Annotated in this window: 24 protein-coding genes and 1 tRNA gene; 17 read left to right on the forward strand and 8 right to left on the reverse strand. The window is 62.7% G+C overall.

Annotated features, from left to right (window positions below):
* The first annotated feature begins 1 nt into the window (after window position 1).
* The 5 genes from ROSMUC_RS12480 (at window position 2) to ROSMUC_RS12500 (ending at window position 7,626) form a co-directional block, all read left to right on the forward strand.
* Window positions 2–2,446 carry a GcvT family protein gene (locus ROSMUC_RS12480; protein WP_037273522.1) on the forward strand — a complete coding sequence of 815 codons (2,445 nt, stop codon included), beginning with the start codon at window positions 2–4 and terminating at the stop codon, window positions 2,444–2,446.
* A complete protein-coding gene (locus ROSMUC_RS12485; RefSeq protein ID WP_037273524.1) occupies window positions 2,443–3,513 on the forward strand; it encodes a zinc-binding dehydrogenase in 1,071 nt (356 codons plus the stop codon). The genes ROSMUC_RS12480 and ROSMUC_RS12485 overlap by 4 nt, the downstream gene beginning before the upstream one ends.
* The gene (locus tag ROSMUC_RS12490; protein ID WP_037273527.1) at window positions 3,510–4,406 is read left to right on the forward strand and encodes a homocysteine S-methyltransferase family protein; all 897 of its coding nucleotides are present in this window, start codon (window positions 3,510–3,512) and stop codon (window positions 4,404–4,406) included. The genes ROSMUC_RS12485 and ROSMUC_RS12490 overlap by 4 nt, the downstream gene beginning before the upstream one ends.
* A 30-nt stretch (window positions 4,407–4,436) precedes the next feature.
* On the forward strand, window positions 4,437–6,884 hold the full coding sequence (locus ROSMUC_RS12495) for a GcvT family protein (RefSeq protein WP_037273530.1): 2,448 nt from the start codon (window positions 4,437–4,439) through the stop codon (window positions 6,882–6,884).
* Window positions 6,885–6,981: 97 nt separating this feature from the next.
* A complete protein-coding gene (locus tag ROSMUC_RS12500) occupies window positions 6,982–7,626 on the forward strand; it encodes a pseudouridine synthase (RefSeq protein WP_037273532.1) in 645 nt (214 codons plus the stop codon).
* A gap of 175 nt (window positions 7,627–7,801) precedes the next feature.
* Here ROSMUC_RS12500 and ROSMUC_RS12505 read toward each other — a convergent pair whose 3' ends face one another.
* Complete coding sequence (locus tag ROSMUC_RS12505) at window positions 7,802–8,308, reverse strand: PRC-barrel domain-containing protein (protein WP_052115336.1); 507 nt, start codon at window positions 8,306–8,308, stop codon at window positions 7,802–7,804.
* A gap of 228 nt (window positions 8,309–8,536) precedes the next feature.
* On the opposite strand from ROSMUC_RS12505, the gene ROSMUC_RS12510 reads away from it, so the two are divergent.
* Together ROSMUC_RS12510 and ROSMUC_RS12515 are read left to right on the forward strand one after the other, a co-directional pair.
* Window positions 8,537–8,722, forward strand: a complete 186-nt coding sequence (locus ROSMUC_RS12510) for a PLDc N-terminal domain-containing protein (protein WP_037273534.1) — start codon at window positions 8,537–8,539, stop codon at window positions 8,720–8,722.
* Between the two features lie 270 nt (window positions 8,723–8,992).
* Window positions 8,993–10,570, forward strand: coding sequence for a phospholipase D family protein (locus ROSMUC_RS12515; protein ID WP_037273537.1), 1,578 nt, complete (start codon window positions 8,993–8,995; stop codon window positions 10,568–10,570).
* Here ROSMUC_RS12515 and ROSMUC_RS12520 read toward each other — a convergent pair.
* Together ROSMUC_RS12520 and ROSMUC_RS12525 are read right to left on the reverse strand one after the other, a co-directional pair.
* Window positions 10,567–11,622 carry an AI-2E family transporter gene (locus ROSMUC_RS12520; RefSeq protein WP_037273539.1) on the reverse strand — a complete coding sequence of 352 codons (1,056 nt, stop codon included), beginning with the start codon at window positions 11,620–11,622 and terminating at the stop codon, window positions 10,567–10,569. The two genes, ROSMUC_RS12515 and ROSMUC_RS12520, sit on opposite strands and share 4 nt — an antisense overlap.
* 64 nt (window positions 11,623–11,686) lie before the next feature.
* Complete coding sequence (locus ROSMUC_RS12525) at window positions 11,687–12,418, reverse strand: Crp/Fnr family transcriptional regulator (RefSeq protein WP_037273541.1); 732 nt, start codon at window positions 12,416–12,418, stop codon at window positions 11,687–11,689.
* Window positions 12,419–12,500: 82 nt separating this feature from the next.
* Here ROSMUC_RS12525 and ROSMUC_RS12530 point away from each other — a divergent pair, with 82 nt between their 5' ends.
* Window positions 12,501–12,896, forward strand: coding sequence for a hypothetical protein (locus tag ROSMUC_RS12530; protein ID WP_245875172.1), 396 nt, complete (start codon window positions 12,501–12,503; stop codon window positions 12,894–12,896).
* Window positions 12,897–12,920: 24 nt separating this feature from the next.
* Here ROSMUC_RS12530 and ROSMUC_RS12535 read toward each other — a convergent pair whose 3' ends face one another.
* Window positions 12,921–13,262, reverse strand: a complete 342-nt coding sequence (locus tag ROSMUC_RS12535) for a phage holin family protein (RefSeq protein WP_037273546.1) — start codon at window positions 13,260–13,262, stop codon at window positions 12,921–12,923.
* Window positions 13,263–13,265: 3 nt separating this feature from the next.
* On the reverse strand, window positions 13,266–13,595 hold the full coding sequence (locus ROSMUC_RS12540; RefSeq protein WP_037273548.1) for an ElaB/YgaM/YqjD family protein: 330 nt from the start codon (window positions 13,593–13,595) through the stop codon (window positions 13,266–13,268).
* Window positions 13,596–13,766: 171 nt separating this feature from the next.
* On the opposite strand from ROSMUC_RS12540, the gene ROSMUC_RS12545 reads away from it, so the two are divergent.
* On the forward strand, window positions 13,767–13,937 hold the full coding sequence (locus ROSMUC_RS12545; protein ID WP_009817562.1) for a DUF1328 domain-containing protein: 171 nt from the start codon (window positions 13,767–13,769) through the stop codon (window positions 13,935–13,937).
* Between the two features lie 53 nt (window positions 13,938–13,990).
* Here the strand turns inward: ROSMUC_RS12545 and ROSMUC_RS12550 are convergent, their stop codons facing one another.
* Window positions 13,991–14,806: a response regulator gene (locus tag ROSMUC_RS12550; RefSeq protein ID WP_037274073.1), complete on the reverse strand. Its 816-nt coding sequence runs from the start codon at window positions 14,804–14,806 to the stop codon at window positions 13,991–13,993.
* Between the two features lie 141 nt (window positions 14,807–14,947).
* On the opposite strand from ROSMUC_RS12550, the gene ROSMUC_RS12555 reads away from it, so the two are divergent.
* The 4 genes from ROSMUC_RS12555 (at window position 14,948) to ROSMUC_RS12570 (ending at window position 17,632) form a co-directional block, all read left to right on the forward strand.
* Window positions 14,948–15,091, forward strand: coding sequence for a NepR family anti-sigma factor (locus tag ROSMUC_RS12555; protein ID WP_425442807.1), 144 nt, complete (start codon window positions 14,948–14,950; stop codon window positions 15,089–15,091).
* The gene (locus tag ROSMUC_RS12560) at window positions 15,091–15,654 is read left to right on the forward strand and encodes an RNA polymerase sigma factor (RefSeq protein WP_052115337.1); all 564 of its coding nucleotides are present in this window, start codon (window positions 15,091–15,093) and stop codon (window positions 15,652–15,654) included. The genes ROSMUC_RS12555 and ROSMUC_RS12560 overlap by 1 nt, the downstream gene beginning before the upstream one ends.
* A complete protein-coding gene (locus ROSMUC_RS12565) occupies window positions 15,651–17,408 on the forward strand; it encodes a sensor histidine kinase (protein WP_037273554.1) in 1,758 nt (585 codons plus the stop codon). Before ROSMUC_RS12560 ends, ROSMUC_RS12565 begins: the two co-directional genes overlap by 4 nt.
* Window positions 17,409–17,491: 83 nt before the next feature.
* Window positions 17,492–17,632, forward strand: a complete 141-nt coding sequence (locus ROSMUC_RS12570; protein WP_008283225.1) for an entericidin A/B family lipoprotein — start codon at window positions 17,492–17,494, stop codon at window positions 17,630–17,632.
* A gap of 81 nt (window positions 17,633–17,713) precedes the next feature.
* On the opposite strand, the gene ROSMUC_RS12575 is transcribed toward ROSMUC_RS12570, so the two are convergent.
* A complete protein-coding gene (locus ROSMUC_RS12575) occupies window positions 17,714–18,310 on the reverse strand; it encodes an exopolysaccharide biosynthesis protein (protein ID WP_037273559.1) in 597 nt (198 codons plus the stop codon).
* Between the two features lie 271 nt (window positions 18,311–18,581).
* Here ROSMUC_RS12575 and ROSMUC_RS12580 point away from each other — a divergent pair, with 271 nt between their 5' ends.
* On the forward strand, window positions 18,582–19,109 hold the full coding sequence (locus ROSMUC_RS12580; protein ID WP_037273562.1) for a hypothetical protein: 528 nt from the start codon (window positions 18,582–18,584) through the stop codon (window positions 19,107–19,109).
* Window positions 19,110–19,286: 177 nt separating this feature from the next.
* Here ROSMUC_RS12580 and ROSMUC_RS12585 read toward each other — a convergent pair.
* Window positions 19,287–19,362, reverse strand: a tRNA-Lys gene (locus ROSMUC_RS12585).
* 108 nt (window positions 19,363–19,470) lie between these two features.
* Between ROSMUC_RS12585 and dapF the strand changes: the two genes are divergently transcribed.
* From dapF to ROSMUC_RS12600, 3 genes are all read left to right on the forward strand, one after another.
* Window positions 19,471–20,304 carry a diaminopimelate epimerase gene (dapF, locus tag ROSMUC_RS12590; RefSeq protein WP_037273564.1) on the forward strand — a complete coding sequence of 278 codons (834 nt, stop codon included), beginning with the start codon at window positions 19,471–19,473 and terminating at the stop codon, window positions 20,302–20,304.
* Window positions 20,301–21,560: a tRNA (N(6)-L-threonylcarbamoyladenosine(37)-C(2))-methylthiotransferase MtaB gene (gene mtaB, locus ROSMUC_RS12595; protein ID WP_037273566.1), complete on the forward strand. Its 1,260-nt coding sequence runs from the start codon at window positions 20,301–20,303 to the stop codon at window positions 21,558–21,560. The genes dapF and mtaB overlap by 4 nt, the downstream gene beginning before the upstream one ends.
* A gap of 193 nt (window positions 21,561–21,753) precedes the next feature.
* On the forward strand, window positions 21,754–22,932 hold the full coding sequence (locus ROSMUC_RS12600; RefSeq protein WP_037273567.1) for an aminotransferase class I/II-fold pyridoxal phosphate-dependent enzyme: 1,179 nt from the start codon (window positions 21,754–21,756) through the stop codon (window positions 22,930–22,932).
* Window positions 22,933–22,946: the final 14 nt, after the last annotated feature.

Raw genomic sequence — 22,946 nt, forward strand, 5'->3', positions numbered from 1 at the left:
CATGGCGGAATTTCCGGGCACGGCGCGGGTTGTGATCATCGGCGGGGGCGTGGTGGGCGCGTCCTGCCTCTATCATCTGGCAAAGGCGGGGTGGCGCGATTGTGTGCTGCTCGAAAAGAACGAGTTGACCGCTGGCAGCACATGGCATGCGGCGGGCAATGTGCCGACGTTTTCGACAAGCTGGTCGGTGATGAACATGCAGCGCTATTCCACCGAGCTTTATGCACGCCTCGGGGCCGAGGTGGACTATCCGATGAATTACCACCAGACCGGCTCGATCCGTCTGGCGCATAGCCGCGAGCGCATGCAGGAATTTCAGCGCGCGCGGGGGATGGGCAAGTATCAGGGGATGGATCTTGATATCCTCGGGGTGGACGAGATCAAGGCGCGCTATCCGTTTCTGGAGACGCATGACCTGCAAGGCGCGCTCTATGATCCCAATGATGGCGATATTGATCCCGCACAGGTGACGCAGGCCTTGGCCAAGGGCGCGCGCGACATGGGGGCGACGATCCTGCGGTTCACGCCCGCCACGGGCGTGCGGCGTGAGAATGGGGAATGGATCGTCGAGACCGAGAAGGGCGAAATCCGGTGTGAGTATGTGGTCAACGCCGCCGGATATTATGCGCAGCGGGTGGGCGAATGGTTCAAGCCCTATGGCGGGCGCACGGTGCCGATGATGGTGATGAGCCATCAGTATCTTTTGACCGATGAAATCCCGGAACTGGAGGCGTGGAGCCGGGAGCAGGGGCATAAATTGCCGCTCTTGCGCGATGTCGACAGCTCTTACTACCTGCGGCAGGAAAAATACGGTCTGAACCTTGGGCCCTATGAGCGCAATTGCAAGGCGCATTGGGTGAAGCCCGAGGATCCGATGCCGGAGGATTTCAGCTTTCAGCTCTACCCCGACGATCTGGAGCGGCTGGAGTGGTATATCGAGGATGCGATGGCGCGGGTGCCGTTGCTGGGGCAGGCGGGGATTTCCAAGGTCATCAATGGCCCCATTCCCTATGCGCCCGATGGTCTGCCGCTGATCGGGCCGATGCCGGGGGTGCCCAATGCGTTCGAGGCCTGTGTCTTTACCTTTGGCATCGCGCAGGGCGGCGGTGCAGGCAAGGTGCTGGCGGAATGGGTGACGGAAGGCGCGACCGAGTGGGACATGTGGGCCTGTGACCCGCGCCGCTATACCGATTACACCGACCCGGACTATTGCATCGCCAAGGGGATGGAAGTGTATGGGCATGAATATGCCATGCATTTCCCGTGGCACAGATGGCCCGCGGCACCGGATCGCAAGGTGAGCCCGGTACATGACAAGGTGAAGGCATTGGGTGGCGTCATGGGCGTCTACAATGGTTGGGAGCGGGCCAATTGGTTTGCCAAGCCCGGCGACGACACCTCGGAGGCCGCGACGCAGACCTGGGACCGCGCGGGCCCGTGGGAGGCGCGCATTCGCGAGGAATGCGAGGCGGTGCGCGATGCCTGCGGCGTGCTCGATCTGCCGGGGTTCACCCGGCTCTGGATCGAGGGGGCGGGGGCCGATGACTGGCTGCGCGGCTTTGTGACGGGGGGATTGCCCAAGGTGGGGCGGATGAACCTGGTTTATGTGGCCGACACGCGAGGGCGGATCGTGACGGAGTTTTCCTGCATCCGGCTGAAAGAGGACAGTTTCGTGCTGATCACGGCGGCCACCGCGCAATGGCATGACGGCGAATTGGTGCGAAAGGCGCTGCCCGAGGGGCTGAGCCTGCGCGAGACCACGACGGAGCGCGATGCGCTGCTTCTGGCGGGGCCGAAAAGCCGCGAGATCCTGGCGGGGCTGACCGATGCCGATCTGAGCCTGCCGTGGCTGAGCCATCAGCATGCGACCGTCGCGGGGCAAAAGGCGTTTCTGATGCGGGTGAGCTTTACCGGCGAATTGGGCTGGGAAATCCATGCCGAGAATGCGGCGATCCCGGCGATCTATGAGGCGTTGATGGCGGCGGGGGTGAAACCCTTTGGCATGTTCGCGCTGAATTCCTTGCGGATCGAGAAGGGCTATCGCGCGTGGAAAGGCGATCTGAGCACCGATTATTCGATGCTGGAGGGAGGGTTGGACCGGTTCGTCAAACTGGACAAGCCGCAGGATTTCCCCGGCAAGGCGGCGCTCTTGGCCGAGAAGCAGCGGGGGGTGAAGAAACGCTTTGTCACGCTGATCGTCGACGCCAAGGCAGCGGATGCGCCCTATATGTCGACGCTCTGGCATGAGGGGCAGATCGTGGGCGAAACCACGAGCGGGGCCTGGGGCTACCGGGTGAAGGCCAGCGTGGCCCTGGGCATGTTGCGCAACGATCTGGCGGTGCCGGGAACCGAAATCGAGGTGGAGATTTACGGGGAACGCTGCCGCGCGGTGGTGCAGCCCGACGCGCCCCTCTGGGATCCGGAGAATGAGCGGTTGCGGGCATGACCCTGCCTGAGACCATGTGCGGCGTGTATCTCACCCGTCATGGTGGACCTGAGGCCTTGGCGTGGCGCGCGGATATTCCCGTGCCACGGCCCGGCCCCGGCGAGGTGCTGGTGCGGGTGCGGGCGGCGGGTGTCAACAACACTGACATCAACACGCGCGAAGGGTGGTATGCGGCGGCGGTGGCAGGGGCCACCGGCGAGACTGCGGACGGTGTGGAGAGCGGCGGCTGGGCGGGCGCGCTGGCGTTTCCGCGTATTCAGGGCGGTGATCTCTGTGGCGAGGTGGTGGCACGCGGCGCGGGGGTCGAAACGCCTGCGCTGGGTGCGCGCGTGACGTGCCCCATCAACATTTCGCGCCCGACCGAGGAAAATCCGGTCGGGTTCATCGCGCTGGGTTCTGAGATTGACGGGGCCTTTGCGGAATACTGCCTGATGCGCGCCGATGACCTCTATGACGTGAGCGATGTGCCGCTCTCGGATATCGAGATTGCGGCGCTGCCATGCGGTTTTGGCACGGCGCTGGGCCTCTTGGATCGGGCGGGGGTTGGGCCGGGGCAAGAGGTGTTGATCACCGGGGCGTCGGGCAATGTCGGCCTTGCGGCGGTGCAGCTTGCGGCGGCGATGGGCGCGCGCGTGACGGGGATGGCCGCCGCCGTCAAGGCGGCGGTGTTGCGCGAGGAAGGCGCGGCAGAGGTGATCGCGCGCGACGCGCCCTTGCCGCAGGACCGCTATGACGCGGTGATCGACCTTGTGGGCGGTGCGGGCGTTGCCGCGCTGATTGATGCGTTGCGCCCCGGCGGGCATTATGCCGTGGCAGGGGCCATTGCCGGACCGATGATCACGGTTGATCTGAGGCGCATTTATCTGCGCGACATCACGCTGCATGGCTGCACCTATCAGGCGCCTCAGGTCTTTGCCCGGTTGATCGAGATGGCGCGCGCGGGGCGCGTGCGCCCTCGCATTGCCGCCACCTACCCGTTGCGCGACATCGCCCGCGCGCAAGCCGATTTTCAGGCCAAGACCCATGCTGGGAAATTGGTGCTTTTACCCCCGGAGGACAAAGAATGACCGCAATCACGCTGCTCGATGGCTCTATCGGGCAGGAATTGGTGAAACGCTCGGGCGACCGGGCGACGCCGCTCTGGTCGACGCAGGTGATGATCGACCACCCCGGATTCGTCCGGTTGGTGCATGACGATTATTTCGCGGCGGGGGCCACGGTGGCCTCGACCAATACCTATGCGGTGCTGCGCGACCGGCTGACGCGCGTCGGATTGCAGGATGAGGTGGCGCAGCTGACCGATGTGGCGGTATCGGCAGCGGTGGCGGCACGCGATGCCCATGGCTCGGGCCGGGTGGCCGGAGCGATCGGGCCTCTGGTGCAGTCCTATCGGCCTGACCTCTGCCCGCCCGCCGTAGAGGCCGCAGCGCTCTATGCGGAGAATGTGGCGTTGCTCAGGGATCGGGTGGACCTGATCCTGCTGGAAACCATGGCCTCGGTCGATCAGGCGCGCGGCGGGTTGATGGCGGCGGGGCAGAGCGGCCTGCCGGTGTGGTTGGGGGTCACGGTGATGGATGACGACGGCACGCGGCTGCGCTCGGGCGAGGGCTTGGGCGATTTGGCCGCGTTGGTGGCCGAGTTTGCGCCCGAGGCGGTGTTGATCAACTGCACGCGGCCTGAATCCGTGGCGGCGGGGCTGGAGATCGTACGCGGGTTCGGCGTGCCTTCCGGGGCCTATGCCAATGGCTTTACCTGCATCAGCGCGGGCTTTCTGGGGGCGGCGCCCACGGTGGATGCGCTGGAGCAGCGCAGCGATTTGAGCCCGGACGCCTATGCCGATTTTGCCATGGGCTGGGTCGCGCAAGGGGCCAGCATCGTGGGCGGCTGCTGTGAAGTGGGGCCTGCGCATATCGCGGAACTGGCACGGCGGCTGCGCGCGGCCGGGCATGACATCGTCTGAGACTTTCATCGTTATATCATGGGGTTATGAATGACCGATCTTCCAACTCAGGCCCGTGTGGTCATCATCGGCGGCGGCGTCGTGGGCTGTTCCGTGGCCTATCATCTGACCAAGCTTGGTTGGCAGGATGTCGTCCTGCTGGAGCGCAAGCAATTGACATCGGGCACCACCTGGCATGCGGCCGGGCTGATCGGGCAATTGCGTGCCTCGGCCAATATGACACGGCTCGCGCGGTATTCGGCAGAGCTCTACACCGGGCTTGAGGCCGAGACCGGCGTTGCCACCGGGTTTCGGCAAGTGGGATCGGTGTCGGTCGCGCTGACGGGTGAGCGGCTGGAGGAACTCAAGCGCAATGCCGCGATGGCGCGCGCCTTTGGCGTGCCGGTCGAGGAAATGAGCCCGGCCGAGATCAACGCGCGCTATCCGCATCTCAACCTTGACGGGGTCACGGGCGGTGTCTGGTTGCCCACGGACGGGCAGGCGGACCCCGCGAATATCGCGCTGGCGCTGGCCAAGGGCGCGCGCAACCGCGGCGCACGGGTGCAGGAGCGGGTCAAGGTCACGGGGATTGCCCGCGCGGGGCGGCGCGTGACCGGGGTCGATTGGCAGGGCGAGGACGGCAGCGCGGGCCATATCGCCTGTGAGGTAATCGTCAATTGCGCGGGCATGTGGGGGCATGAGGTGGGCCGGATGGCGGGCACCAATGTGCCGCTGCATGCCTGCGAGCATTTCTATATCGTGTCCGAGCCGATCGCGGGCCTCACGCAATTGCCGGTCCTGCGGGTGCCCGATGAATGCGCCTATTACAAGGAAGATGCCGGCAAGATCATGCTGGGCGCATTCGAGCCGGTGTCAAAGCCCTGGGGGATGAATGGCATCCCCGAGAGTTTCGAATTTGACCAGCTGCCCGAGGATTTCGACCATTTCGAGCCGATCCTGGAAGCGGCGGTGAACCGGATGCCGATGCTGGCGGAGGCGGGAATTCACACCTTCTTTAACGGTCCGGAAAGTTTTACCCCCGATGATGCCTATCATCTGGGGCTCTGCCCCGAGATGGACAATGTCTGGGTTGCCGCCGGGTTCAATTCCATCGGCATCCAGTCGGCCGGGGGGGCGGGCCATGCGCTGTCGCTCTGGATGGATGCGGGAGAGCGGCCATTTGATCTGGGCGATGTGGATGTGGCGCGGATGCAGCCCTTTCAGGGCAACAAGCGCTATTTGTTCGAGCGCTCCAAGGAAACCTTGGGTCTGCTCTATGCCGATCACTACCCCTACCGGCAAAAGGCCACGGCGCGCGGTGTGCGGCGCACGCCGTTTCATGCGCAACTCTTGGCCCAAGGTGCTGTCATGGGTGAATTGGCGGGCTGGGAGCGGGCCAATTGGTATGCGGAGGCCGGGCAGGAGCGGGAGTATCGCTATAGCTGGAAGCGGCAGAACTGGTTTGAGAACAGGGCGGCGGAGGTGCGGGCCATTCGCGGGGCCGTGGGCATGTACGATATGTCGAGTTTCGGCAAGCTGCGGGTCGAGGGTCGCGACGCCGAGGCGTTTTTGAACCATGTCTGCGGGGCGGATATGTCGGTGGCGCCGGGACGGATCGTCTATACGCAGTTCCTGAATGCCAAGGGCGGTATCGAGGCGGATGTGACGGTGACGCGGCTGAGCGAGACCGCCTATCTGGTGGTGACACCGGCGGCGACGCGGCTGGCGGATGAAACATGGCTGCGGCGGCATGTGGGCGAGCGCGCGGTCGTGATCACCGATGTGACGGCGGGCGAGGGCGTGCTGGCCGTGATGGGGCCGAAGGCGCGCGACCTCATGCGCGCGGTCTCGCCTGACGATTTCTCGAACGCTGCGCATCCCTTTGGCCATGCCCGGCAGATCGAGATCGGGATGGGTGTCGCGCGGGCGCATCGCGTGTCCTATGTGGGCGAGTTGGGATGGGAGATCTATGTGAGTGCCGATATGTGCGGCCATGTGTTCGAGGTGCTGCATGCGGCGGGGGCGGACCACGGGCTGAAACTCTGCGGAATGCACGCGATGGACAGTTGCCGCATCGAAAAGGCGTTCCGGCATTTCGGCCATGACATCACCTGCGAGGATCACGTGTTGGAGGCGGGGCTTGGCTTTGCCGTGGCCACGGGCAAGGCCGATTTCATCGGGCGCGAGGCCGTTCTGGCCAAGCGCGAGGCGGGGTTGGAGCGGCGGTTGGTGCAGTTTCGCCTGACGGACCCCGAGCCGATGCTCTATCACAACGAGCCCTTGCTGAGGGACGGCGAGATCGTGGGCTATCTGAGTTCGGGCGCCTATGGGCATCATCTGGGCGGTGCGATGGGCCTCGGCTATGTGCCTTGCAAGGGCGAGAGCGCGGAGCAGGTTCTGGCCTCAAGCTACGAGGTCGATGTGGCCGGGGTCAGGGTGAAGGCGGAGGCGTCGCTCAGGCCGATGTATGATCCCAGATCCGAGCGCGTGAAGGCGTGAGCAGGGTGGGGGGCCAGCCCCCCACGCCCCCCGAGGTATTTCGGGCCAGATGAATGTGGGAGTGGTCATGGCGGGGCGAGTCGTGTAAGGCGCGGCCATGACTGATTATGATCCGCCGACCGATCCGCTTGAGGTGCTGCATGACGATCACGAGATCGTCGTGGTGAACAAGCCTGCGGGCCTCTTGAGTGTGCCGGGCAAGGGGGAGCATCTGGCCGATTGCCTGATGGCGCGGGTGCGCGATGTGTTTCCCACCGCGCTCTTGGTGCATCGGCTGGACCGCGATACGTCCGGCGTGATGATCTTTGCGCTGACGCCGCATGCGCAGCGGCATCTGGGGCTGCAATTCGAGAAGCGGCAGGTGCGCAAGACCTATGTGGCGCGGGTCTGGGGGCGGATGGAGCCGGAAACCGGCGTGGTCGATCTGCCGCTCATCGTGGATTGGCCCAACCGCCCGTTGCAAAAGGTCTGTCACGAGACCGGGCGCGCGGCCTTGACCGAATGGCGGGTGCTGCGCGCAGGCGACGAGGAGAGCCGGGTGCGGCTGAGCCCCAAGACCGGGCGGAGCCATCAGTTGCGGGTGCATATGCTGGCGCTGGGCCATGTGATTTTGGGAGATCCGCTCTATGCGAGCGGGGCGGCGCGGGATTTTCCGCGCCTGATGCTGCATTCCGAGGAATTGCGGCTGCGGCATCCCGATGGCGGGGCCGGCGTCAAGTTTCGGGCGGCGGTGCCGTTCTGAGGCCGATGTGGGTCACGGTGTGACATAGCTCCAATGCGGTGGCCAGATGCGCCGCCCGTCGATGAATCGGCCCCGCTTGGGTTTCGCGTGAACACGGTTTATGAAGGCCTCCGCGTCAAGAAAAAGGGCCGGGCAAAGATGCCCGGCCCGATCAAGAGAGGATGTTGCGAGGGGGTTAACCTTGCCATTCTTTCATGGTCTCGAAGTCCCCGACCGTGAGGCTGGTCGTGGCTTGGATGGACGACGTCACGCTGTCCGCGTCATGGCTGAGGGTGATGTCGTCAAAGTCTACGGCGACCGGCTTTTCGCCCAGCCCGAGAAAGCCGCCAACATCGACGATCACATGCTCGACCTGACCATCATCGGTCACGACAATGTCCGAGATTTCGCCGACATGCTCGTCTGCGCTGTCATAGAGTGCCACGCCTTGAAGATCCTCGGCGGTGAGGGCCGCGCGCTCGTCGCCGGACAGTTCCGGCATGGTTGCGGCGTCGGCAGTGGTGGTTGTGTCCGCCGTGGATCCAGCGTTGGCCTCTGGGTTCGCCTTGGTCCCCGACTGGCCGGTGGTCATGTCAGAGGACTCGGTCGCGCTTGGGGCGGTCTGATCGGTGGTGTCCGACTGCGCCAGAACCGGCATTGCGCTGAGTGCGACGATTGCGGTGGTTGCGAGAATGCGTTTCATGGATGAGCTCCTTTGTCCTGCATTGATGAGAGGCCGCAGAGAGGCGGCCCTCTGTCAATCCAACCGTCAGAGGCGCGCAAGGTTTCAAAAAATGGTCAAAATATACTTGTGAACCTGAAGGAACTTTGACGGCTGTCGCGCGTTTTCCGGTGACGTGCCCCCGCCTGCTGCGGGCTGGCCTCTGCGGGGTCCAGATGTGGCGCGCCCTGCAAGATTGGAGTTTGGAACATGCTTGAGATTACTGGCATTGGCGGGATCATTCTGTTGATCCTCGATATTTGGGCTATCATCTCTGTTGTGGGGTCGGGGGCGACCACGGGCAAGAAGGTGCTTTGGGTGGTGTTGGTCCTGTTGCTGCCGCTTTTGGGCTTTATTCTGTGGCTCTTGTTCGGGCCGCGCTCTGGTCGGGTGTAATGCCGTCCTTGTGCCAAGGCCGAGGGCATCTCGTCTTTGGTGTCGTCGCGCTTTTCAGGGAACCGAACGGGGGAAGGCGCGTTACAAGACCATGGTCAGCGTGATGCGCTGACCGTCCGGAGCCTGACTGTCATCCCCCAGATGCAAGCCAAGCTCTGCCGCACCCGGCCCGTGTCCCTGGGGTGCGTGCCCCCGCCTGTCCCGGCGGGGGCATTTACGACAGATCGTCCGGGAGACCGGCCTTGGATTCAACCTCTGATCGGCAGGACCATGACCCAGAGCAGGCCCGCGCAGGGTGATACAGCGGCAGATGCGATCACAGACCTCAAGGTTCTGATTACCGCGGAAGAGGCGTATCCGGCTTTGGAGCGCGCCTTTTTGCAGGCGCAAACCGAGATTTCGGCCTGTTTCCGGGTGTTTGACCTGCGGACGCGATTGCGCTCTGCCGAGGCGCGCGCAATCGGTGCCACGTGGTTTGATCTTTTCGTTCACACGCTTGATCGCGGGGTGTCGATCCGTCTGCTGGTCTCCGATTTCGATCCGATCGCGGCGGTGCATCTGCACCGGTTGGCATGGCAAACCCTGCGTCAAATCGCGGCGGTACGGGAAATGGCGCAGCCAGAGGCGCGGCTCGACTTTACCGTGGCGCTGCATGAGGCCAAGAGCGGGCTATTGCCGCGCGTGCTGTTCTATCCGTTGGTGCGGATGAAACTCCGCGAGATGGTGGACCGCTGGTGCCACATGACCAAACCGCAACGCGAGCGGTTCCGGGTCGAGACGCCGCGCTTGCGCAGCCTTTGCCGTGTGGATGCGCGGGATCAGCTCTGTTTTCCGCTGCGGTTGATGGACCTGCACCCGGCGACGCATCATCAGAAGCTGGCGGTGTTCGACCGCCGTCTGGTTTATATCGGCGGTCTCGATCTTAATGAGCGGCGGTATGATACCAAGCGCCATCGCCAAGAGCCGCACCAGACCTGGCATGATGTGCAGGTTCTTGCGACGGGCCCGGTTGCCGAGGCAGCACAGGCACATCTGGAGGGGTTTCTGGCGGCGGTTGCGCGTAAATCCGCGCCGCCGCCCTCTGTGCCGGGATTTTTGCGCACGCTGTCGCGCCGCCGGTTGAGCGCGCCGATGCGGTTGTCACCGCATACGGTGCTGCGCGAGATAGAGCGCGCGCATATCGCGGCGATCGCCAAGGCGGAGCGGCTGATTTATCTGGAAACGCAGTATTTTAGGTATGTGCCGCTGGCGCGGGCCTTGGCGCGGCGGGCCCGGCAATGCCCGGACCTGCGCCTGATCCTTGTGCTGCCAGCGGCCCCTGAGGAGGTGGCGTTTTCGAGTGATCCGGGGCTGGATGGGCGGTTTGGCGAGCATCAGCAGGCGCGCGCGCTGGCCTATCTCAAGGCGGCGTTCGGGCCTGAGCGGTTGGTGATCGCGTCGCCGGTGCAGCCACGCGCCAGCGACAGCGCCGCGCGTGATGCGCTGGAGGGCGCGCCGCTGATCTATGTGCATTCCAAGGTTTCGATCTTTGATGAGGCGGAGGCGATAGTTTCTTCTGCCAATCTCAACGGACGCAGCATGAGATGGGACACCGAAGCGGGGCTGCATGTAACCCGGAGCGATCAGGTGGCCGAGCTTCGGGCAAGGGTCATGGGCTGTTGGTTGCCAAAGGAGGCGGATGCATCGTTTCTGGATCTCGAAACGGCCTTTGGTGCGTGGCAGGACATGGTCGGTGGAAATAGTGTGTTGCCGCCCCGGCATCGTGCGGGATTTCTGGTGGATTACGATTCCGATGTTGCCAAGGCGATTGCCATGCCCTTGCCGGGCATGCCCGAAGAGGTGGTTTAAGGCCCGCTCTCGTGTGGTTTGCCGTCAACTGCGAAGATGTCGAGCAGGGCCAGGGCGATGACCAGAACCGGAATGGCGATGATGCCGCCAATGGGACCCCACAGCCAGAGCCAGAATACCAGCGATACGAAGATCAGGAGCGGGTTTACAGAAATGTGGCGTCCGACGAGGGCGGGCGTTGCGAACTGGGCCTCAAGCATGTTGAGCGCCAGAAAGATCGCAGGCGGCGCCAGAACCATCAGGTCGTCAAAGGCCACGATGCCCGCCACGAGCAGCCCCGCAGTTACGGTCATTGGCCCCACGTAGAGCACGAAATTAAGCAAGGCCGCGACCATGGCCCAGACGAAAGGCCCCGGCAGGTTGATCAGCAAGAGCGCCCCGCCCAAGGCCGCGCCAAGGCCGGCATTTATACTGGAAATCGCGAGAAAATAGCGGGCCACCAGCCGCTCGGCATTGGTAAAACGGCGGAGAAGGTCGGCGGTATCGTCCGGAGTGCCGATCCAGAGCGACAGCCACGCATACATGCCTTTACGGGTCAGCAAAAAGAAGAAAAGCGTGCCGCAAAAGACCAGCACCTGCGCCAGAACCAGAGGGGCCATGAAGAGCGCACTTGTGATACTTGGTATGCTGCCGCCTTCTCCGGTGTCCTTTGCGGGGTTTGGAGCGGCCCCAAGTGCGGCCTCGACCTCTCGGTTGATTTCTTGCAGGCCGCGAATGAGGTTGCTGAATTCTGCGATGATCGAGCGGAGTTCGTATTGGATGCGCGGCAGTTCTTCGGCGATCTGCCAGATCACGGGTTCGGCCAGGATGGCGAGGATGCCAATGGCCGAGACCCCGAGGATCAACACGGTCGAGGCGGCAAGACCTGGGGAAAAGCCGATCCGTTCGAAGACATCCGTGACAGGGGCGAGCATGACCCCGGTGACGATGGCCAAGGTCATCGGTGCGAAGATATCAGCGCCGATCTTGAGGGCGGCAAAGCTTAGGATGAGTGCGATCACGATCACCGCCATGCGAAGAGTCGGATCATCGTTGACGGATAATCTGTGCATGACGATGAGAACGCATGAGCGCGCGATTGGTTCCGTGGCGCAGGAAATTGACCCTGTGACGGTGTTAGATCAGCGGGCGGGTCATTGGCGTGCGGTCGCGGTCAAGTTGCGCAATAGCGCAAAGACGGTCACGGTCATGGACCGTCAGACGACCGTTCTGCCATGTGGCGGCCCCCTGTTCGCGCAGGCGTTTGAGCATCTTGTTGACATGCACCACCGAGAGGCCAAGTGCGTCGGCGAGATCCTGTTGCCGGTAGGGCAGGGGCATGTCCGCGCCACGGGTCAGGCCAATCGCCGCGCCGCGATCGAAGAGACGCACAAAGGCGCGCGCGATGCGCTCGATCCCGCTCATATGCCCGAGGATCGCGAGGCTCTCGCCCAGGAGGTGCTCTTCGACGGCGGCAATCCAGGTCAGGTCATAGGCGCGGTCGGGATGGTCGCGAAAGAGCGCCCAGAGGCGTTTGCGGTCAAAGACGCAGAGTTTCATATCTGTTGTCGCCTCGACGGAATGTTGCATTTCCTGCATCACCCCCGCTTGTAACCCGATGAAATCGCCGGGCATCACGAAGTTGATGACTTGTCGTTCGCCCGAGAGCAGGGTCTTGTAGCGCAGGCCCATGCCGCGCAGGGCGGTGTAGAGCTGCGGGCTGTTGGAGGCCTCCATCATCAGGGTGGAGCCGCCTTCAACCTCAAGCTCGCCGGTTTTGAAACCCTGCATGAAGGCCACCTCAGTGTCCGTCATTGGCGCAAAGATGGCGCGGCTGCGCAGCGGGCAATTCTGACAATCTGTAACCATGCGAAAACTCCGTCGAGATGTCATAGTTTAATGCAGAAGGTCGGATTATGTTCCAGAATGAGGGATGTTTGGACCTGATACGATGAAAGAGCCCCTTATGCCCTATGATGAGACGACGCAGCCGGAGCCGCCGGTCTATATCGTCTTGGACAGCAACATATTGATTGCAGAGGATCTTTGTGGCGCGCTTCAGGCAGTGGGCCCCTGTCGTGTTCTCAATGTGCCGCACCCGGATGAGTTGATTCGCGTGCTCGACGGAGAGGCGCGTATTTCGGCGGCGTTTCTTGAAATGCGTTATGATCAGGTGGTGGAGGCGGCGCTTGACCGCGCGCTCGCCCGGCGGGGTGCACGGATCGTGCTGACCATGGGCGAAGACGACGAGATCAAAGTTGCCAAGCAAGGCTGGGCCATGCTTGTGCGTCCCTTTACCGATGACATGGTGCGCGGTGTGTTGCCCCCCTTGGTCAAGGGTGCGTGACGCGCTGAGGTCTGGTAAAGGGTCTTAGGAGCGTGGCGCGCGTGCGGCGCGACCGGCCTGCAAGCCGACGGCAAAGGCCTCGGCGACCTGCAGCAGCGGTTCTCTGGCAGCGGGGGGCGGCGGGGCGGTCTCTGCGTCGGTTGAGTGACTGCCAAAGGCCAGGAAGCACATGCCAAGGAGCAGATAGAGCCCCCCAATCACGGCATGGGCGATAAGCGCGCTCTGATATGTGGCGATCAGAATCCAGAGCGCCACGGTCAGAAAGGCCAAGCCCGCCATACCAAATATGACACCTGCCACGGTAAAGGCCGCCGCACGCGCCGTATGGCGCGCCCGACGGCGGATGTCAGAGACAAGGCCGCTCATCGGTTATTTCCGGCCTGTCAGGAACCCGAGCAAAAAGCCCACCCCCACCGCAAGGCCAACTGCGGCCGCGGGCTGGTTGCGCACGGCATCGGCCGCCTGTTGGCCCATGTCCTCGGCGCGGTGTTGTGCTGCGTGCAGCTGTTCGGAGCTGGCGTCGCGCAGCTGTGACACCTTGCGGCGTGCGCCATCCACCGCCGCATCGCGGGTGGTTCCGCCAAGGCCTGCGAGGGTTTTCGAAATGGCCGAAATATCCTCTCGCAGTGTCGAAATCTGCTGGGAGAGGTGATCCATCTCGTCTTGCGGCGATGTGTCGGCGGATTTTGCCTGTGCCATTGGGGCGTCCTTTCATGTTGTTTCATAATGCTCAACGCAGGCGGGCGCGCGATGTTCCGGGCATTCTGGAAAAAAGCGTTTTTGAGGGAAAAGACGGTGCTGCGGGAACCAAACAGGGCTGTGCCCGTTGGGTTAGCAATCGAAACCTTGTTGCTTTGAAAGGAGATTCCGATGCTTTATTGGGCACTTGTCTTTTTGGTGGTCGCGCTGATCGCCGGTGTTTTGGGGTTTGGCGGCGTTGCCTCGGCCTCGGCGGGGATTGCGCAGATCCTGTTCGTGATCTTTCTTGTGTTGTTTGTCGTGGCGATGATCGCACGCGCCTTGCGTGGCCGCGCGCCGTGAGTGAGACGGCATAGGACCCCGCGCCCATCGCGCGGGGTCTTTTTCTGGCCAGATCAGCCCTGAAGTGTTTCGGTGCTGGCAAAAAACATGGCTTGGCTCACGGCGGATTGCACCTGTTCCTCGCTATAGGGTTTGGTGATCAGAAAGGCCGGTTCCGGCCGTTCGCCGGTCAACAGGCGCTCGGGGAAGGCGGTGATGAAGACGATAGGCCGATCGCCAAGCTCTTTGAGGATGTGATTGACCGCGTCGATACCGGACGATTTATCGGCCAGTTGGATATCGGCCAGGATCATATCGGGCGGGTCGCGGCGGGCGAGTTTCACGGCCTCATCGCGGGTGCGGGCAATGCCGGTGACGTCATGGCCCATGTCTTCGACAATGGCGCGAATATCCATGGCGATGATCGCCTCATCCTCGATGATCATGATCCGCCCGCTGATCGCATTGGTCATTTCGGTGCGCGCGATGGTCAAGAGCGTGCTGACCTCGTCTGCCGTGGCGCCGATGATCTGGGCGATGTCAGACACGCGAAACCCCTCGATGCTGTGCAGCAACAGCGCCTCGCGGGTGTTCGGGGTGAGGGTGGACAGCCGCCATTGCGCGCGCGCCTCGGGGGAAGAGGCACCGTCGGCCTCGGCAATGGGGGCACCGGAGGACATCCATATCTGATGAAAGGCGTGGAAGAGCGCAGGTTTTGGCGCAAGTCCGGTGTTGAAGACAGTGCGATCCTCGAGCAAGGCCTCGAGCGTGGCGAGCGCGTAGTGATCGCCTGTCTGCTGATTGCCGGTCAGGGCGCGTGCATAGCGCCGCAGATAGGGGAGGTGTTCGGCGATCTGAGTGCTCAGGTCCGGCTGGCGCGGTGTGTCCATCATGTCTGTCCTCAAAAAAGTGTCCTTTGAGGGAACCAAACGCCGAGCTGCGTGTTATGTTCCCGACCGGGTGCAGAAAAGTGCCGTTCTCTTAGTGGCAGATGAATAGGCGAAATGGAAAAGAATCGCAGGACCAAGAAATTGACTGAAACGATCGACGAGAATCTCCGGCGTGCCTATGCGGACACGGCCAAGGAGCCCGTACCGGACCGCTTTATCAAGCTGCTGGAGCAGTTGCGCGAGCAAACGGACGAGAAGCAAAAGCCGTCTGGTGACGACTCGTGATGGATGATCAGACGCCCCGAATGGACCCGCGCGACGAATTGATCGGGCATTTGCCTGCAATGCGCGCCTTTGCGTTGAACCTGACGCGCAATTCCGCGACGGCGGATGATCTGGTGCAGGACGCGGTGGTCAAGGCCTGGGGAAATTTTGACAAGTTCAAGCCCGGCACCAATCTGCGCGCGTGGCTGTTCACCATTCTGCGCAACACCTATTATTCCCTGTATCGCAAGCGTCGCCGCGAGGTTGAGGACCCCGATGGCAAGATGGCTGGTCAATTGTCGGAGAAGCCCGCGCATGACGGGCATCTGGCAATGACGGATTTCCACGCGGCCTTTGCGCAATTGACGGATGAGCAACGCGAGGTTCTGATCCTGGTGGGGGCCGAAGGGTTTTCCTATGAGGAGGCCGCCGAAATGTGCGGCTGTGCGGTGGGCACGATCAAGAGCCGAACCAATCGCGCGCGCAAGCGGTTGGCGGAGTTGATGCATCTGGATGATGAGGACGAGTTGGAACTGACCGATTCCGCGACGATGGCCGTCGTAACCGGAACCTCTGTTGCATGAGGTCGCGCCTGGCCGCGCTGAGCGGGCTCTGGACGCCTAATCTGGCGCTGCAATTGGGTATTGGGCTGAGCCTTGCCATTCTGCCGCTTGGGTTTGTGTCGGTCTATCAGACCTACAAGGTTCTGGAAGAACGGCAGGCCCTGTCGGAAACCGCGCTCTTGGAGCAGACCCAGCAGGCGGTGTCGGAGAGCCGCGACATCATCCAATCCGCGCTGAGCACGGCCGAGACCCTGGCGATCACGGTGTCGGTCTTTGATACCGAGGAGGAGACCTGCGATGCGGTGATGGCGCGGGTTGTGGAAGAGAGCCCGATCTATAGTTTTGCGGGGTTTGTCGATGACACGCTCTCGCTGGTCTGTGCGTCGAATGGCGGGCGGCAAGATCTGAGCAATCTGGCGTCCATCCGTTCCGAGCTTACGGGGCGGCGGACCGAAATTCTGATGCATCCGCTGGAATTCATCGGGGGGATTGCCACGGTCAGTGTTGCGGTGCCGGTATTCGCGGCGGGGCAATTTCGTGGAACGGTCTGGATCGCGGTGCCGATCAGTGCCTTGAATGACCAACTGTCGACGGTGGTGCCCGATGTCGATCTGGTGCTGTTTCAATCCGAGGGCGAGATTGTCGCCACCGCGGAATTTTCGGATTTTCGGCGCTCGGTTTTGCCTGCCTCACATGGGCTAGAGGATCTGGCCGACAGCGGGCGGCAGACGTTTCGCGACGTGAATCAGGATGGTATTACCCGCGATTTTGCGGTGGTGCCGATTGTGGGTGACCGGGTGCTGGCGCTGGGCAGTTGGGAGCCGCGACACAAGAGCGGATGGCTGCCGGGATATGAGGGCACCTTTGCGCTCTATCTGCCGCTGGCGATGTGGGTGATCACGATCATCGTGGCCTATATTGGGGTCAATCATCTGGTGATCCGGCATGTGCGCCGTCTGCGATCCTGGATGCGGCTATATGCGGCGGGACGCGGTGACCTGGACAAGGCCCGGCTCGACAATGCGCCCGAAGAGTTGGAGGTGGTGGCCGAGGCATTTCGGGCGATGACGCGGCGGCTGTCAGAGCAGGAGCGGCGGCTGGAGGAAGACCTGAACGAAAAGACCGTGCTGTTGCGCGAGGTGCATCACCGGGTCAAAAACAATCTTCAGCTGATCTCAAGCATGCTCAACATGCAGATTCGCGCGACGGGCAGTCTTGAGGCCAAGCATCTCTTGCGGCGGGTGCAGGATCGGGTGATGGCGCTGTCGGCGATTCACCGATACCTTTATCTGGCGCGCAAGCTGTCGCTGGTGCGGGCCGACACGCTGCTTGAGGATATCATTCAGCAATTGGTTATCGTCGGAACCTTGGACGACAGGGGGCGGCAGATCGCGGTGACAACCGCGCTGGAGCCTGTGGAAATCAGTCCGGATCAATCGGTGCCCCTGTCCCTCTTGACGACAGAAGCCGCGATCAACGCCGTGAAATATTGCGGCATGTCGCGTGGCACCGATGCCTGGATCAACATTGCGTTGAAATCGGTCTCGGAGGACAGTTTTTGCCTGAGCGTCGTAAACTCGCGTGCGCCAGATGGGCACCCTGCGGAGGAGGCTGAGGTCACGCCGATTGATGGGTCGGGGCTGGGATCGAAGCTGATCGAATCCTTTGTGGCTCAGTTGAACGGCACGCTTGAGATTTCCCCGCAACCGGACCGGTATGAGTTGCATGTTGTCTTTCCGATGACATGGCCCACGCAGGACGAGGACGACGCCTGAGTTTGCCGGAAATATGCGTGGCGGACGGAACCTAATAGGGTGTTCTGCGTTGTCTTAGCACAAGAAATCAAACGGAGATCGCAATGACACGTGCAAAACTTTCCCTCATTTCGCTGCTCTTCATGGGCGTTCTGGCAGGCTGCGAGACGGTCGAGGGTGCCGGTCGCGATATCGAGGATGCCGGACAGGCGGTGACGGGTGCATCGCAGGATGTGCAGAGCTAACCGTTTGATCCGACCCTGTGAGACATATGAGGCGCGCATCTGGTGGATGGGCGCCTCAGTTGCATTCAGGGGGGGGCACGGTCAAGTAATCACGAGCGTTGCGACGCCGGTCGCAGCCCCGATGGCCAAGAGCATCCCGAGCAAGACCAAGAGACCGTCGCCGACAAACATGCCGACGGCGAGGGCGGTAATCACCACGCCCAAGATCGAAGAGGTGAAGGGGATCAGTTCGAGAAAAGGCATCACCGCGCCGAGGATCAGGCAGAAAAGCTGTGGCAGGATCACCAGCGGTTCTGTCACCAGAATGTGCAGACGCCGGCGCGTGACCCGGTCAAGCCAACGCGCGGGGATGCGAAACCAGCGATAGACCTCTCGCACCCGGCTTGTGCGCAGGCGGGCGGCGCGGCCCCAGTGTGGCAGCCAGAGCGATGAGCGGTGGACCATCTGCTGCAAAGAGACCGCCGCGATGATGAGCCCGCACAGGGTGGTAAAGCCCGGCACCCCGCTGAGCGGCGAAACCAGCGCCAAGGCAGGCAGGATCAGCAGGGGTGCGAAATTGGCCCGTCCGAGCGTATCCACGATATCCCCCACGCTGGTGTAATCCCCGGTCAGGGCATCCCATCCCTGCTCGACCAGATCGGCCGCTGTTTCATGATCTGGCGCTGCGTTCTTTGGCATGTTTGGCGCGGTGCTCCTGCTCTGGCCCGTATCGGGCCCGTATCTGACCCGTCGTCGTTGCCCGGTAGAATAACGCCGTAATGGCCATGTGGTTCCGGCGTTGGGGTGAGTTCGCGCGGCGCAGGTCCTGGCGGAGTATTCAGGTTTTTGGGAACCATACCAGAGGGCGCGCGTTCTTAGACCACATCACGCCACAAGGGCGTGCGTGTCACCGGCCCGCCGCATCTGATGCATTGCGGGTTTGATACGACCCATAGAAGGAGACTTTGCAATGAAACGGCTTCTCACGACAGCACTTTTCACCGGGATGACCTTGGCCAGCGTTGGCCCAGTTCTGGCCATGGACAAGACCCTCTCGGGCCTTGATGTCAAGGTTGATCTCAGCGCCTACGCGGACAACAATGTCCTGAAATACTGGCCGACCCTAGAGGCGGACCTGGCCACGGCAATTGCGTCGAAAGTGACGCTGGACGATGCCGCCGACGCGCCAAGAATCGCGGTTGAGATCAACAAGGTGGCGATTGATGGCGATACAATCCTGCCGGATACCGGCGAGTTCAACCAGCTGGAGGGGACGGTTTCGACCTTTGAAGGGCTCAACGATGCCGTTGCCGTCAATGCCGATAGTCTGGAGAACCCCGACAAACAGATCGGCAGCTATGCGTTGCAAATGACGGCTGTCACAGGTGATGCCCCGGCCCCCGAAGGCTGGGTCACGATCGAGCCGTCGCAGGATGATTTCTATGCGGCGCTGGTCGATGCCTATGCAACAACCGTGGTCGAGCGTCTGGACGATTGATCCGGTCTATACCGGCAATAAGGGTCGTGGCGCAGGTCTGCGCCCCGGTTTGAGCCGGTAGGCCAAAAGCAAAAAGGGCGGCGGCATATCAGTCGCCGCTCTTGACCATATCGGCACTGTTGCACGCGCCGTGCACAGCCCATGGCATCGGGTTTCTTGAACCCATTTTCTGAGTAGTGGTGAGCCGTGCAGGATTCGAACCTGCGACCCACTGATTAAAAGTCAGTTGCTCTACCAACTGAGCTAACGGCCCACTAGACGCGCTATCTAGAAAGAGCGGGGCGGGGGGTCAACCCCGAAAGTGCAAGATAATTCTGCGATCTGCTGGATTCGTCTCTCGGGCCGGTTTATATGCGCGAGCATGAGCCAAGCAGACAACACCGGATTGCCCTTTTTCAAGATGCATGGGCTGGGAAACGATTTTGTCGTGCTGGATGGGCGTGGCCGCGATCTGGGGCTGACACCTGCGTTGATCATGGCCATCGCCGACCGGCATCGGGGAATCGGGTTCGATCAGTTGGCGGTGATAACGCAGGGCATGGGTGATGCGCATCTGACGTTCTACAATGCCGATGGCTCGACCTCGGCCGCCTGTGGCAACGCCACGCGCTGTATCGCGCGGCATCTGATGGAGGAGAGCGGCAAGACGCGGCTCGATCTGAGCACGGCGCGGGGTGCGCTGGTGGCGGTGGATGCAGGCGGCGGCCTGACCTCGGTCAATATGGGACAGCCGCAGCTTGACTGGGCCGAGATTCCGCTGGCTGAGGCAATGGATACGCTGGAACTGCCCATCGAGGGCGGGCCGGTGGCCACGGGCATGGGCAATCCGCATTGCACGTTTTTTGTCGCGGATGCCGAGGCGGTGACGCTGGAGCAATTCGGGCCGCGCTATGAGCATCACCCGCTCTACCCTGAGCGGACCAATGTGCAGGTGGCCACGGTCATTGGCGCGGATCACATTCGCATGCGCGTCTGGGAGCGGGGGGTTGGCGTGACGCTGGCCTCTGGCTCGTCGTCCTGTGCAACGGCGGTGGCGGCGGCGCGGCGGGGTCTGACGGGGCGTGCGGTGCGGATTGATCTTGATGGGGGCACGATCCATGTCGACTGGCGCGAGGATGGCGTCTGGATGACCGGAGAGACGGCGCATGTGGCAAGCGGCGTTTTCACGCCTGCGTTTCTGGTGGCCCACCGATGAGCGCAGCGCCGAAATTCACCACGCTGGGCTGTCGGCTCAACGCCTATGAAACCGAGGCGATGAAGGAATTGGCGGGCCAAGCTGGCCTGGGCAATGCGGTGATTGTCAACACCTGCGCGGTGACATCCGAGGCGGTGCGCAAGGCGCGGCAGGAAATCCGGCGCTTGCGGCGCGAGAATCCGGGCGCACGGTTGATCGTGACCGGCTGTGCCGCACAGACCGAGCCCGAGACCTTTGCCGCGATGGCGGAAGTGGATGCGGTGATCGGCAATACCGAGAAGATGGCGGCGGATACATGGGCGCGGCTGGCCGGGGATTTCATCGGCGAGACCGAACGGGTGCTGGTCGATGACATCATGTCGGTGCGCGAGACGGCGGGGCATCTGATCGACGGGTTCGGCAGCCGCAGCCGCGCCTATGTGCAGGTTCAGAACGGCTGCGATCATCGCTGCACCTTTTGCATCATCCCGTTTGGCCGGGGCAATTCGCGCTCTGTGCCTGCCGGTGTCGTGGTCGAGCAGATAAAGCGGCTGGTGGGGGCGGGCTATAACGAGGTCGTGCTGACCGGCGTGGACCTGACAAGCTGGGGGGCGGATTTGCCCGCCGCGCCGAAACTCGGCGATCTGGTGATGCGGATTCTGCGCCTGGTGCCGGACCTGCCGCGCCTGCGGATTTCGTCGATCGATTCCATTGAGGTGGATGACAACCTGATGCAGGCGATTGCCACCGAGCCGCGTCTGATGCCGCATCTGCATCTGAGCCTGCAACATGGCGATGATCTGATCCTCAAGCGGATGAAACGGCGGCATTTGCGCGAGGACGCCATTCGCTTTGCCGAAGAGGCGCGACGCTTGCGTCCCGAGATGACCTTTGGCGCGGATATTATCGCAGGCTTTCCGACCGAGACCGAGGCGGCATTCGAGAACTCGCTGCGGCTGGTGGAGGAGTGTCACCTCACGTGGCTGCATGTCTTTCCCTATTCCCCGCGCCCCGGCACGCCAGCCGCCCGGATGCCGCAGGTCAAAGGCCCGGAGATCAAGGCGCGGGCCGCGCGGTTGCGCGCGGCGGGTGAGGCGCGCGTTGCCGCCCATCTGGCCGAACAGCAGGGGCGCGCCCACGCGGTGCTGATGGAGGCCCCGCGCATGGGCCGTACCGAGCAATTCACCGAGGTGGTTTTCGAGAGCGACCGCCCCGAAGGACAGATCGTGCAGGCGCGTGTCACGGGCTGGCAGGGCGGACACCTGACCGCGGCCTGAGCGCGCAAGCCCAAGCCAGAGCGCGCGGGGCAGGGTGGCGCCGGGTATTTGCAGAACAAGGAAAGCCGGGGGCCTTGCCAAAAATGCCACAATTCGGGGGCTAGGCCCTTGGTTTTGCTGGACCTGAGGGCAGGGCTTAGTTAGATTTGAGGAAACGGGACGCGAATGATCCCGAACCTTGAGGCAGTATCAGATGTTTCCCGAGCGGTTTGCGAACCTACCGGCCTATGCGTTTCCGCGCCTGCGGAGCTTGCTCGACGCCCATGCGCCGGGGGGCGAGGTCGTGCATATGACGATTGGCGAGCCGAAACACGCGTTTCCGCGCTGGATCGTTGATGTCATTGCGGAAAATGCCGATGGGTTCGGGTCCTATCCGATCAACGAGGGCATGCCCGCGCTGTTGCAGGCGGCAAGCGACTGGGTGGGGCGGCGCTATGGCGTGACGCTTGATCCGGCGAGCCGGATCATGGCGCTGAATGGCACGCGCGAGGGGCTCTATAACGCGATGATGGCGCTCAGCCCGGAACTGAAGGGCGGCAAGCGCCCGGTCGTGCTGGCGCCAAACCCGTTTTATCAGGTCTATATGGTGGCGGCGCTGAGCGTGGGGGCGGAACCGGTTTTCCTGAACGCCACCCATGAGACCGGGCATTTGCCGGATTTCGCGGCGCTGCCCGAAGAGGTTTTGAACCGGGTCACGGTGGCCTATCTGTGTTCGCCCGCCAATCCGCAAGGCACGGTGGCAAGCCGGGAGTATTGGGCCGATCTGATCCGGCTGGCGGAGCGGTATGATTTCCGCATTTTCGCCGATGAATGTTATGCCGAGATCTACCGTGACACGCCCCCGGTGGGTATTCTGGAGGTCGCGCAGGAGATGGGTGCGGACCCAGAGCGGATCGTGGCCTTTCACAGCCTGTCGAAGCGGTCGAACCTGCCGGGGCTGCGCTCGGGCTTTGTCGCCTCTGGCCCCAAGAACATCGCGCAGATGAAGCAGTTGCGCAATTATGCCGGATCGCCCTTGCCGATGCCGTTGCAGCATGCGGCGGCACGGCTCTGGGCGGATGAGGCGCATGTGATCGAAAATCGTCGTCTCTATGGCGAGAAATACGCGATTGCCGATGAGATTCTGGGTAATCTGCCCGGCTATCGCAGCCCGGAGGCTGGATTCTTCCTTTGGCTGCCGGTCGAGGATGGTGAGGCGGCGACGCTGCGGCTCTGGCAGGAAACCGGCGTGCGGGTGCTGCCGGGGGCCTATCTGAGCCAGGAGGCGGGGGGGGTTAACCCCGGTCAAGGCTATATTCGGGTCGCGATGGTGGCCCCCAAGGATGAGATGGCAGATGGTTTGAGACGGCTGCGTGCCTGTCTCTATGGATGACTGAGGACGAGGGA

This window comes from Roseovarius mucosus DSM 17069, from assembly GCF_000768555.3.
GTDB lineage: Bacteria > Pseudomonadota > Alphaproteobacteria > Rhodobacterales > Rhodobacteraceae > Roseovarius > Roseovarius mucosus.